The sequence below is a fragment of the Arthrobacter sp. GW822-FHT05G07 genome (assembly GCF_058799755.1).
Genome location: NZ_JBXALT010000018.1, coordinates 1 through 12093, shown reverse-complemented (window position 1 = coordinate 12093; position 12093 = coordinate 1). Strand labels below are relative to the sequence as shown.

Sequence of the window (12093 nt, the reverse complement as noted above, 5' to 3'; positions counted from 1 at the left end):
CTACTCCTACTACTTTTTTGGGAGAAACCGCCATGACGACGAGTGTGAAAGACCGCGTCTTTGCCGCCGCCGAGCAGATCAGCGCTGAGCGCCGCCCGACCGTCTCCACGGTCCGGGCTACCGCCGGCGTCAGCAACGCGGACGCTACCCGCTACCTGAAGGAATGGTCAGAGGAGAAGCTCGCCGCCGGGGGACAGGTGGCAGCGACGCCGCCGGCCCTGCTCGAACAGGCCACGCGGCTCGCCGCGGCCTGCTGGGCTGACGCCTCTACGCTGGCTTCCGAGCGGCACGCCGCCGTCGAGACGGCCTGGGCGCAGGAACGCAAGGACAAAGACCTGGAAATCGCCGAGCTGGTGGCGGACCTGGACAAGGCAGCCGCGGAGAAGGAATCCGCGGCCGCCGAACATCAGGCCCGCATCACCGCTCTGCAGTCCACGGCGGAGGCTTTGGAGCAACGGCTGGCCGCCCTGGGCACTGAGCTGGAAGACACCCGTGCAGCAGAACGCGCTGCTGCCGGCGCGGCAGCGGAGGCGGAGAAGAAGCTCGCCAGTGCCGAGGCACGTAGCAGCACACTGGAGAAGGTGCACAACGCCTTGTTGCAACGGGTCGCCCCGGAGGCGAAGCCCTCTGATGTCTAAGAAGAACAAATGCTACATCCAAGCCAAGGGCCCGACTTAGTTTCAGGGATGGCTCGATCCGGCAGCCTTTGCACGGAATCGGTCGTTTGCGTGCACGGGTCAAGCCGGACGACGCAAGCTTCCCGACTCCGCGCTAATTCGCGGAACCCGGACAGCGCCCTTTGCACGCAACCGTGCACGAAACCGGAAAATGAACAACGCGGCCCTGTATTGAGTTTCGTGCACGCTTGCTAACCTGAGCCCAGCGGCAACAATGTCATTTTCAGAAGACAACTGCACGAAATGTCAGAAGTCGACTGCACTGGCTACGACGGACGTCCACAGGTCCAACTCGGTGGACGCCGTTCCAGGTCCATTGAAGTGGGATGCAAGTACGCCCACTTGCAGTTCACGATGCTTCGTGCGCATGGCGGTCGGTGATTGTTAGCGCAGGAAGCCGCGGCGGATGGCTTGCGCGACGGCGGAGGCACGGTCGGAGACATCGAGTTTGTCGTAGATGTGCTGGAGGTGGGTCTTGACGGTCGCCAGGGAGATGTGGAGTTCGCTGGCGATTTTTTGGCCCGAGTGCCCGTCAGCTGCGAGTCGGAGAATCTCGACTTCCCGGGAGGAAAGAACCGGCTTCTCCGGGGTGTCCTTGCGGGTGCGGAGTTCCCGGGCGAGAAGGTCCTGGGCGAAGGCGGCGATGACGGTTCCGCCCGCGCCGACCTGAAGGACGGCGTCGGTGATCTCGTCAAAGGATGCGGCTTTCTCGAGGAATCCTCGTGCGCCGTGGGCGAAGGCCCGGTAGACGGTCGTGCTGTCCATGTAGGCGGTCAGCACGAGTATGTGGGTCGGCGAGCCTTCGGCGAACAGCAGTTCCAGGACCTGCATGCCGTCGAGTTCGGGCAGTTTCAGGTCCATGACTGCCACGTCGGGATTCAACTTCCGGATGGCCGCCAGTGCGCTTCTGCCGTCTCCTGCGGATCCCACGACATTGATCTGCGGTACTGCCTCCCAGTTTCGGGCCAGCCCTTCCCGGTACACGGGGTGGTCGTCGGCGATGAAGACGGTGAGGATCTTCATGGCAGCGCCAAAGCGCTGCGGATGGTTCGTGCGAAGTGGTGGATTTCAAAGGGCTTGGTGAGGTAGTCCAGGATTCCGATGCCGCGCAGCTCTGCGATGCGGGCAGGCGTTGCATCGGCCGAGAGGACAATGACGGGGATTCGTCGTGTGCGTTCGTCCTGCTGCAGCTGCTTCACGACCTCAATGCCTGACATGTCAGCCAGGTTCACATCCAACAGGATGAGCTGGGGGGAAATCTCGCGGGCGAGGGCGATTCCGGATCTGCCGCTGGTCGCGGAGACGAGGTTGAGGTCGCCCATCCCGGCAATGATGTTCTCGACCAAGCGGATATTGGCGTAGGTGTCCTCGATATGCAGGATGGTCGCCTCTGCCCCGCCGGGGATGACGACCGTTCCGATCCCGGATTCCGGTACTGGGACTTCTTCCTCCGGTTCGGGCCCGAGCGGCATCTCAACGAAGAAGGTCGATCCTTCTCCCGGGGCCGTGTGTTCGATGCCCAGGACACCGCCCATTTCCTCGACCAGCTTCCTGGAAAGCGCCAGCCCCAGACCCGACCCTTCGACCTCAGCGGCCTGGGCCAGCCGGACGAAGGGCGTGAACAGCCGTTGAACGTCGTCTTCGGACATGCCGGGGCCTGTGTCCGTGATGAGGAAGCGAAGGGATCCCTCTGCGAGTTCGCACCAGACGCGGACCGCACCCTGCGCCCTGTTGAACTTAACGGCGTTTCCGAGCAGGTTCAGGAAAACCTGCCGGAGCCGTTGGGTGTCGGCCAGAATGTAGCGGTGCAGGGCACCGTGCAGGTCGCTCGCGATTTCAATATCCTGGGCCGCCGCGAGCGGGCGCATGAGCTCGAGGGCCTGGTGGATGGATTCGATGGCTCGCACGGGGGTCGTGGCAATGCCGGGGGCTCCTGCTTCAATCCAGGTGATGTCAAGCACGTCGTTGACGAGGGAGAGCAGATGGTTGCCGGCATCAAGGATGTGGCCGGCGCTTTCGGCTGCCCTGGGGCTGAGCGGGAGGTCCTGAAGCAGCTGGGCGAAGCCGAGGATGGCATTCAGCGGTGTGCGCAATTCGTGGCTCATCCTGGACAGGAACTCACTCTTCGATCGGTTGGCGCGTTCTGCCTCGTGCATGGCGTCGCGGGCCGCTCTCTCGGCGCGTTTGCGGTCGGTGATGTCGGTGGAGATCGCACCGAGCGCGTAGGGGCGGCCCGCATCGTCGATTAGGGGGAACTTGATGGAGAGCCAGCGGCTGTCCTCGTCAGGGTCGGTCCGGTCGCCTATTATCGCGAGCGGTTCTTCGACTTCAATGGAATCGCAGGTTCTGATCACCATGTTGTCGTTATCGCGGTAGACATCGGCGATCGGTCCGGCGAAGAGATCGTGATCGGTGAGGCCGATGATTGATTCCGCGCTCGTGCCAAAGCGCCTGGCGAAATAGTCGTTGACGATGACGTACCGCCCGCTGAGGTCCTTGGTGTACATCAGGGCCGTCGAGTTGTCCAGAAGGTCCTTGAGCTGCCGGATCGTCGAATGCAGATCATGCTCTGTGGACTCCTGCTCTGTGAGCGCCCTGAGCTGGACAACCACGTATTCAGCCGGGTCATCTGGCACGCTGAAGGGCCTGCCCCTCAACCGGAAGGCTCCCTGATGTTCACCTAGCTGGACGGAAACGGTGTGAGGCTCGGACGTCGTGGAGAGAGAGGCGGCCACCAGTTTGCTAAGGGCTGCCCCTGGCCTGATCGCGGCGCCTTGGTCCGTTTTAGAACTTTCCTGGAGCAGTACATCAAACTCGCTGTTCCCGTCGAGAAACACCAGCCTGTCGGCGCGCTCCTTGCGGAAGATGGCAGTTGCGAGCGGCACCGCATCGAAGGCGGCCCTTTTCAGCCGATCAGAGGCTTCTTTTGAGCTCACGGCCACATTCTTTCACAGCTAACGGGCATGCCACGGGTGCCTGACCCTGTGGTGTTCAGTTCAGACACCCGTGACACCTATGCTTCCTGGTTAGGCCGACGCGTGGCGTGCGCGCAGGCGGGACGTTTCAGCGGCATCGATCTGCAGTTCAGCTGTCGCCTGCTCATTGGTGAAGGCCACGCCGTACACTTCCCGGGCCCGCTCGAAGGAGACGAATCCGGACAAAACGTCCTGCCTGACGCGTTCAGTTTCGCGCTCGAAAGCCGGACCGTAGCCGCCACCGCCGGTGGAGTGCTGTCCGATTTCCTCGCCGGGCTGGAGTGTAATGGTACCCAGAGGCCGGATCTCGGTTTCCTTGCCATCGCGGTCCAGTTTGAACGGGATGTTCCGAGCAGCTGGGAGGCCACCTTGTGTACCGCGCGGAGGGAACGAGACACAGTCAGTTACGTAGGCGACCTCCATGGGGTCCCATTTCGGGCCGAAATGCACCGTGGCACCGGGGGCCCCGCGCCTGCGCCCGGCGCCTTCGGAGTCTTGGCGGATACGCAGTTCACCCACACGGAAGGGATACTTCAGTTCCGACAGCTCCACGCTGTCGCGGAACATGAGTCCGGCAGCGACTGCGAGGCCATAGGTGACCCAACCATCAAAGTCGGGGTTTGCCGGTCCGCCCTGGGATCCCAGAAAGACCTGGTTGACGAAAGCCGCGTCGTTCTGTCGACGGTCGGTGCCGGAGACCACGGAGAAACCCGGGCCAAGGCCGGTTGCTCCCTCTGCTGCCCCAAATCCGTCCCACGCGTCGGCGATTGCTTTCTGCGTGGTGACGGTAAGGCGGTCACCGATGTTGGTGGTCGCCACCGACGTCGAGTGCGGGAACTGGGGGCGACCGACGATGCAGTTGTCGCGCAGCAGCAGCTCAATGCGGCGGAAGGACCCGGAGTTGGCAGGAATCCCGGATTCCAGCGAGTTGAACACGCCTGTCATCACGTTGCTTACGGTGCAGGCCTCAGACTCGTTGATGCCTGCCGGGACACAGTCGATATTGTCCGTCAGGTCCAGCTTGACGCGCCCTCCGGCAGGGTCGACCGTGATCTTTACACGGATCTCGACGCCGTCCGGAAGAATGCCTTCGATCGGATCGTGCTTCCCTATGCCAAGGGTCGTCCCTGCGGGCAGCTTGGCAATGGCCTGCGCCATCTTCTCTTCCGAGTAGTCCATCCAGTCTTTGATGAACTGCTTGACGATGTCCTTCCCGTAACGTTCGCACAGTTCCTTGAGCCTGGCTTCGGCGACTCTCGCCGCCCCGACCATGGCGAGGTAGTCGCCGTACCACTGGTCGGGGATACGGATGCGCGAACGGCACATCCGGATAATGTCGGCAACATCCTGGCGGTCCTTCTGGACCCTGACACACGGGAAGACGATCGCCCCTTCCTGGTAGACGTCCTTGGCGAACGGCATGTAGGTTGAAGGCTCCGAGTTGCCGGCGTCGGCCTGATGGGCCTTGGCGAGGGTCGTGAACATGTGCTCGCCCTCGAAGAACACGGGCACAAGGATCGTGTGGTCGGCCGCGTGAGAGTTTCCGCGATACGGGTCGTTGTGCAGGAACGCGTCACCGTCCGCCAGATCAGCGTGCAGCTCGGTCATGGCGCCCGTCATCAGGTGCGCACCGAAGATGTGGCACGGGAGGCCTTCTGCGGATGAGAGCAGTTCGTTCTCGCCGGTTGTGATGGCGCAAGAGAAGTCCCGCGCCATGTTCAGCACCCCGCTGCGGCCTGTGCGAAGCAGAGTGTTCTCCATTTCCCGCACGATGCTGTCGAACCGGTTGGAGATGACGGCCATCAGAATGGGGTCGGTTTTCATGCGTGTGCCTCCTCGGCGGCGACAAGCTCTGCGGCCTGGTCGTTGGTTCCTGCATCGATGATGAAATCGCCGCTCGTCGCGACGAATACGGTGGCACCCGGGTCTACGACGAGCGTCGTGGTGGCCAGGAAGATGATGGCGGGACCGAACACCGTTGTGCCCGCTTCAAGTGATTCGCCTTGGTACACGGGCGTCTCCGGCACATCGGCGGCGGCGAAAAGCACGGTTCGGTGCCGAACCGGTTCGGCAGGGCGGCCGTCGCCCTTCTTGACCGGTACGGATGGTTTGTCCAGCACTGCGGTGACCCGCATCTTCCAGACAAGGCATTCGATCTGCTCGGCGGGGTCGTTTACGGCGAAGACGCGCAGGTGCTGCCGGTGGAACTCCTGATTCAAAGCCTGGACGTCGTTATGGCTCTCGATCCGGAGTCCGGGAAGGGGTGTTTCAAGTTCCCACACCTGGCCCGGGTAACGGGCATCGACGCTAAGCGATTTACGCACTGTAACCGGTTCGAGGGAAGCGATGTCTTCGATGAATGCATCGGCCTGCGCTTCAACGGCCGCGAGTGCACGGTTCACGGATTCGATGTCAAAGTCCCGCGACGAAGCGAAGGAACTCACGGTGAAGTCCGAGATGATGTCCGCGTTCAGCGCACCTGCTGCCGAGAGCGCGCCGGCGGTCATGGGCAGGACGACCTGCTGGACGCCGAGTTCGCGGGCGATCTGGATGATGTTGACTCCGCTCGCGCCGCCGCCTGCGACGATGGACAGTTCCCGGGGGTCGATGCCCTGCGAGACCGTCATTTCCCGGACCGCGGAGACGATGTTCTGGCTTGCGAGGATCAGCGCGCCCCGTGCAGCCTGCTCGATGGAGACGCCGAGCCGCTCGGCCACGGGTCGCAGTGCCTCGCGGGCCGCCGGAACGTCAAGCCGCAGCTTGCCTCCAATGAAACCGTGCGGGTCAAAGTACCCCAGCACCAAAGCTGCGTCCGTGATGGTCGGGAGCGTACCTCCGCGGCCGTAGCACGCCGGCCCTGGGTCAGCGCCGGCGCTCTCGGGACCGACGCGGACGAGTCCGCCGCCGTCGACGCTGATGATCGAACCGCCGCCGGCGCCGATGGAGCGGACGTCGACGGACTTCGTTCCAGTGATGTGACCGGTCCATTTCTGGCCTAGCCAGGTGTCCGCGCTGTAGTGGATGTTGCCGTTGCTGATCAGACCGGCGTCGAAGGTGGTTCCGCCGGTGTCGCAGACCAACAGGTTCGGTTCCGCGTCCTTGAGCGTATTGATGCCGGCCTGAAGGGCGGTAAGCGGAGCCATCGAGGGTCCGGAACCGACGCTGTAGATCGGCCGCTCGATCATCTTGTCGACAGGCCACGAACCGCCAAAGCTTGTGGATATCAGGAGTTTCCCGGCAAAGCCGTGGGCACGGAGGTCATCGGAGAGTTCCCCGAGGAAGCTCTGCATCAGGGGCTTCAACGAGGCGTCGATCACAGTGGAAGACGAGCGACGGTACTCGCGCAGTACCGGGTTCAGCTGGTGGCTCAGGGTGTAGGGGATACCCGGCAGGTGTTCGTCCAGAAGTTCCCCGACACGCAGCTCGTTCTCACCGTTGACGGTGGACCACAGCAGGCTCACCCCGACCGCGTCGACACTGTGGATCCGACACTGGTCGATGGCACGCAAAACGCTTGCCTCGTCCAGGGGGCTGAACACTTCGCCGCTGCTGTCGATACGCTCATCGATCTCGAAAGTCAGATAGCGGGGAACGTAGGGGGCGCTGAATTCGCGCTGGGAGAACGCTCCACCGAGCTTCCCGCCCTCGCGCAACAACAGGGTGTCCGGGAATCCTGCCGTTGTCAGAAAAGCAGTACGCGCAGTCTTGTGTTCGACGATGGCATTCGTGGACCGGGTCGTCCCATAGGCAAAGTGCGACGCGTCCGCGAGAAGGGCTGAGGTGCTGACACCAAGCTCGGTCGCCACCTGCTCGATGGCCTGGGCAATTCCATCGAAGGCACGCAGGTACGTCGTCAGCGCCTTTCCGATGTGGATGGTTCCGTCATGGTCGGTGATAACAACGTCCGTGAACGTACCACCGGTGTCAACTGAAATTCTGTAGGCCACAATGTCCTCTGTTCTTTGTTCTTGCGGCTCCCGCTCCCGCGGTCGCTTCGTTGATCCCTGGGGAATGTGTAGACGACGCCTGGCGTGGAAGGGCCAGACCGGCTGTTCCCGGCGAACGTCGTCCAAACGGGTGCATGTTCAATTGTTTCCCCGCGTGAGGAGGGACACATCAGCCGTTCGGAAACCCAAAAGAATGATCTCTTCGTGGCCGAAAGGATGATCTTTTCGGCCGACTCCGCTCAATGCGACCGGACCGTGTTTCACTGATTCCGAGGGACGGTCCTCCATCAGCGGCGGGCCAGGTTAGCCCAAACATGGCGCGATCAAATCCCTCGAAACCCCAGGAGTTCCGTCCCTGTTCGTGATCTCCAGTGGTACCTACTCGGCCAATCCAGACTCCCGGCGGCCAAAATCCGCTGCCGTCGCGCTGGAGGCAACAACCGGTGGCGGTATGCCTTGGCGGAACGCCCATTAGCGCAGACATGGATCTGTCGGCGCGAAATGCTCCCGGACAAATGACCCCGTTGCTGCGGTAACCCTGAGCGAAACGCCCAGGGCACGGGCCGAACCCTCGGCCGTCTGCAGCTGGCCTAGGGGTCAACAAGGCAAAAAACCGGCGGTCTCCGCCGCCGGTTCCGTCAGTTTGATCACACCTAAGAGGTGAAACTTTGTCGTACTCAAATTACGTCTTGCCCGCTTCGAAGCGCGTCGGCAAGTGGTCCGTCACAATGGCGTGGTGGGCACTGTTCTCCGCAATGTTCTGGCTCTACATCGCAGTCGCTTCAGCAGGAGCAGTCGGTGTCCTCAACACGGTGATCGGCATGGTGCTGAGCATCGCAACCTACGGCGCCATCAATCTCGTCCTATCCCGCTACGCGGCACGGACCGGACTGACCGTGAGCCTGTTCTCCCGGACCCTTTTTGGTCTGGTCGGCTCCGCCCTCGCCTCCCTCATTCTCGCGGCCACGGCCATCTACTACGCAGTATTCGAAGGATCGATCATCGCCGTCGCGTTCCACGAATTCTTCGGCGGCAGCATGGTCCTCTGGTATGGCATTGTTGTCATCTATGCGATCCCCCTGGCCGTGGGCAGCGTGCAGAACTGGCTCGACCGCCTCAACGGCTTTCTGCTGCCGTTCTATGTCGCCGGCCTCATCGCTGTCGTCGTAGCCGCAACGCTCCTCAAAGGCGTACCGAGCGATTGGATCGGGCACGCTGCTGCCGCGTCCACGCTGCCAGGCTGGCTGACCTCCTACCTGATCTACATGGGTGTCTACGTCCTCATGATGTACACCTTTGACTACGCACGCCTCGGCCGGGAAAAAGACGAAAAGTTCCTCGGAACCGTCGCCTTTGGCTGGGTCTTCTACGCCTTCGCGTTCGCCCTGAACGGACTCATCGGCATCTACATCATGAGCGCATGGGGGCTTGAAGCATCCGAAACCGGAGTCGTCCAGGCATTCATTTCCTCCCTGGGATTTGCCGGGTTGCTGGTCATCCTCGTATCCCAGACGCGCATCAACACTGCCAACTACTTCGTGGCATCGGAGAATCTCTCCGCTTTCGCCAGCCGGGCCTTCCGCCTGAATCTGCCCCGCTACGTGTGGGTGATTGTCACCGGAGCCCTGACCTTCCTGCTCATGCTCACCGACGTCCTGAGCTACCTGCTGAAAGCGCTGGCCTGGCAGGGAGTCTTCGTCACGGCATGGGTTGCCATCGCACTGGTCTACATCGGCCTGAACTGGAAGAAGACGGACCGTGTCCCGGACATCCGCCCGGCCAGTCTGAAACCCGTAAGCCTTGGCGCCCTCGCCTGGCTGCTGGCGTCAACCGTTGGAATCATCCTTACGGAGCAGACGGCTTTTCCTGTTGTCTCGCAACTTACGCCCTTCATCACCATGGTCCTGGCCGGCGCCCTCTACTACGGTGCCCACAAGCTCTCCCCCCCGCCATCGATCGATTCTTCCGAGTCCCTTGACACAGCCGAAGAAGAATTGGACCCGGCCATCGTCGGTTAGCCCCAGAGCACAACAAGCCGCCGGTGTGCCGGGTTCCAATAGACCCGGTTCACCGGCCGAATCATCCTCTCCGTCCGCGCACCGAACGCAGTTAGACCAACAATCCGGTGGAACTGCCCCCTTGCGCCATTCATATCGGCGGACCAGAGGCCGCGGCGCGAGGCTCTCTGCCCTGCCCCGCCGGACCCCAGCGGACATATTGCCAGGCATCTACAACGGAGTCATTCCGCACAGCGCTGGACCTACAGATTTGAGGTATCACATGGAACACATTGAAAAGGACGTCGTCATTATCGGGGCGGGAGCTGCCGGCCTGACCGCCGCTCACGAATTGAGGAACGCGGGACTGAGTGTCGCCGTTCTCGAAGCCCGAGACCGTGTGGGCGGCAGGATCTGGACCGGTGTCATCGACGGGGCGGTGCTGGAAATAGGCGGGCAATGGGTTTCCCCCGACCAGGACGCCCTGATGGAGACAATCGCCGAACTCGGTCTGGAGACATTTTCACGGTACCAGGCCGGCGAAAGCATCTACCGGAGCGAACAAGGAGATCTCACGCGGTTTGCAGGACCGATGTTTCCCGTGGATCCGGACACGGCTTCGGTCATGGAAGTGCTCATCGAGCGGCTCGACGCCCTCACGGCCGAGATCGACGCAGATGAGCCATGGAACCACCTCCGGGCGCGGGAACTCGACCGGATTTCCTTTGACGGATGGCTGCGCAGCCAAACAGACAACAAAGAAGCGCGGGACAACATTGGTATGTTCATCGCGGGCGCCATGCTGACCAAGCCAGCCCACGCCTTCTCTGCCCTTCAGGCGCTTCTGATGGCAGCCAGCGCTGGGAGCTTCAGCCACCTGGTTGACGCGGATTTTATTCTGGACAAGCGCGTCATCGGCGGATTGCAGCAGGTTCCCCTCCTGCTCGCTGAGCGGCTGGGCTCCGACATCCATCTCGGAAAGCCGGTCCACACGCTGAAATGGAACGACAACGGCGTCACGGCCGTCGCCGAAGGCCTCACCGTTCAAGCCAAACACGCCATCATGGCCGTCCCGCCAAACCTCATAAGCCGGGTGTCGTTCGAACCGCCGCTGCCCCGTCGCCAGCACCAGCTCCACCAGCACCTCTCCCTGGGCCTGGTCATCAAGGTCCACGCCGTGTACGACCGCCCGTTCTGGCGGGAGAACGGACTATCCGGTACCGCCTTCAGCCCCTACCAGCTGGTACACGAGGCATACGACAACACCAACTACGAAGACAGCCGCGGCACCCTCGTGGGGTTCGTCTCCGACGAAAACGCCGACGGCGTCCTCATGCTCTCGGCCGACGAGCGCAAACAGCGCATCCTCGAGTCGCTTGCAGGCTACTACGGCCCGGAGGCCCTGGCCCCAGAGGTCTACTACGAGAGCGACTGGGCAAGCGAAGAATGGACCAGAGGCGCCTACGCGGCAAGCTTCGACCTCGGGGGACTGACCCGTTTCGGTCCCGACCAACGCCAACCAGTTGGTCCCATCCAGTTCGCATCCAGCGATCTCGCAGGACTTGGCTACCAGCACGTCGACGGGGCCATCCGGATGGGACGGCGCGCGGCAACGGCCATCACGCATTCCCGTTTGGAAGAGTCCGTCCCGCAATGATGGAGGGCACCCAAAAATGTCCGTAGTTGCCACGGCAGCCGAGTCAGGCGGCCGAGAGGACCATCAACCAATGTTATCGGCATAGCCGTGGGCCACCACGGCAGTCCGCTTCCGGGCCAGGCTTGCGGCAGATCCACCACCCGCAAACCGGCTCGGGAGCGGCCGTCCCCTAGACATGGTTGGCGCCGCCCCGAAACGGCGTCGGCAGTCGTGTCAAGTCTGCTTGCAGACACGAGAAACGCATCTGTAGAAGGAGGGCACCCAGTGGGACGCCCAGTCACGCCGCTGCTTTCCGTCGAAGGCATCATTGATGCTGCCTCAGAAATCATGGCCCTGCAGGGAGACTTCACCATGCAAAAGGTGGCCCACAATCTACAGGTCCGGCAATCTGCGCTCTACAACCATGTGACTGGACGACGCCACATCATCGAGCTGATGAGAGAACGGATCTTCAAAGACTTTCTTCTGCCTGCACCACTTCCGGCTTGGCGTGCGATTGAACACGGGGCCCGGCAGTACCACGGGGCCTGCGCACGTCATTCAAGGCTCGTGGCTGTGTTGGCGGCGTCTCCGCTCGTTGACCCAGCAGCTGGCCGGATCCGCCAATATTGGGCTGAAAACCTCGCCGCGGCAGGTTTTGATGGGACAAAGATCCAACTCATCATCACTACCTTGGACAGGTTTATCCTCGGATCGGTACTGGCTGAGGAAGGGGCACGACGCATGGACAGGTCGGGCACAGAAAATCTCACCCCCACAATGGCAACAGGACTAACTCAAAATCAGGAGCCGGATTCCTTCGACTTCGGAATTTCGGTGCTCCTCAGCGGCCTGGAACCG

The 12093-nt window shown here is 62.2% G+C and carries 9 protein-coding genes; 4 read left to right on the top strand and 5 right to left on the bottom strand.

From position 1 onward, the window contains the following. The first annotated feature begins 32 nt into the window (after window positions 1-32). Window positions 33-638 (top strand): DNA-binding protein, encoded by a 606-nt coding sequence (locus tag AC1RJY_RS23265; protein WP_253031016.1) that lies wholly within the window; start codon window positions 33-35, stop codon window positions 636-638. Window positions 639-923: 285 nt separating this feature from the next. On the opposite strand, the gene AC1RJY_RS23260 is transcribed toward AC1RJY_RS23265, so the two are convergent. The 5 genes from AC1RJY_RS23260 to AC1RJY_RS23240 all read right to left on the bottom strand — a co-directional run bounded on the left by AC1RJY_RS23260 (window position 924) and on the right by AC1RJY_RS23240 (window position 7599). Continuing rightward, window positions 924-1046, bottom strand: a complete 123-nt coding sequence (locus tag AC1RJY_RS23260) for a hypothetical protein (RefSeq protein WP_349469151.1) — start codon at window positions 1044-1046, stop codon at window positions 924-926. 15 nt (window positions 1047-1061) lie between these two features. Beyond that, window positions 1062-1700 (bottom strand): response regulator, encoded by a 639-nt coding sequence (locus tag AC1RJY_RS23255; RefSeq protein WP_253031015.1) that lies wholly within the window; start codon window positions 1698-1700, stop codon window positions 1062-1064. Next, window positions 1697-3613: a hybrid sensor histidine kinase/response regulator gene (locus AC1RJY_RS23250; protein WP_349469149.1), complete on the bottom strand. Its 1917-nt coding sequence runs from the start codon at window positions 3611-3613 to the stop codon at window positions 1697-1699. The genes AC1RJY_RS23255 and AC1RJY_RS23250 overlap by 4 nt, the downstream gene beginning before the upstream one ends. A gap of 90 nt (window positions 3614-3703) precedes the next feature. After that, entirely contained in the window at window positions 3704-5476 is a 1773-nt protein-coding gene (locus AC1RJY_RS23245) for a hydantoinase B/oxoprolinase family protein (protein ID WP_253031012.1), read from the bottom strand. Next, window positions 5473-7599 (bottom strand): hydantoinase/oxoprolinase family protein, encoded by a 2127-nt coding sequence (locus AC1RJY_RS23240; RefSeq protein WP_253031011.1) that lies wholly within the window; start codon window positions 7597-7599, stop codon window positions 5473-5475. Before AC1RJY_RS23240 ends, AC1RJY_RS23245 begins: the two co-directional genes overlap by 4 nt. A gap of 689 nt (window positions 7600-8288) precedes the next feature. On the opposite strand from AC1RJY_RS23240, the gene AC1RJY_RS23235 reads away from it, so the two are divergent. The 3 genes from AC1RJY_RS23235 to AC1RJY_RS23225 all read left to right on the top strand — a co-directional run. Then, window positions 8289-9617 carry a purine-cytosine permease family protein gene (locus AC1RJY_RS23235; protein WP_349469148.1) on the top strand — a complete coding sequence of 443 codons (1329 nt, stop codon included), beginning with the start codon at window positions 8289-8291 and terminating at the stop codon, window positions 9615-9617. Between the two features lie 262 nt (window positions 9618-9879). Next, complete coding sequence (locus AC1RJY_RS23230) at window positions 9880-11253, top strand: flavin monoamine oxidase family protein (protein ID WP_253031028.1); 1374 nt, start codon at window positions 9880-9882, stop codon at window positions 11251-11253. A gap of 264 nt (window positions 11254-11517) precedes the next feature. Continuing rightward, window positions 11518-12093: TetR/AcrR family transcriptional regulator C-terminal domain-containing protein (locus AC1RJY_RS23225; protein ID WP_498603659.1), on the top strand; the 576-nt coding region annotated here is incomplete at its 3' end.

What these genes read in the sequence shown, in the direction of transcription:
- AC1RJY_RS23230 (WP_253031028.1), top strand. Translation starts at nt 9,880, where the DNA reads ATGGAACACATTGAAAAGGACGTCGTCATTATCGGGGCGGGAGCTGCC.
- AC1RJY_RS23265 (WP_253031016.1), top strand. Translation starts at nt 33, where the DNA reads ATGACGACGAGTGTGAAAGACCGCGTCTTTGCCGCCGCCGAGCAGATC.
- AC1RJY_RS23260 (WP_349469151.1), bottom strand. Translation starts at nt 1,046, where the DNA reads ATGCGCACGAAGCATCGTGAACTGCAAGTGGGCGTACTTGCATCCCAC.
- AC1RJY_RS23255 (WP_253031015.1), bottom strand. Translation starts at nt 1,700, where the DNA reads ATGAAGATCCTCACCGTCTTCATCGCCGACGACCACCCCGTGTACCGG.
- AC1RJY_RS23245 (WP_253031012.1), bottom strand. Translation starts at nt 5,476, where the DNA reads ATGAAAACCGACCCCATTCTGATGGCCGTCATCTCCAACCGGTTCGAC.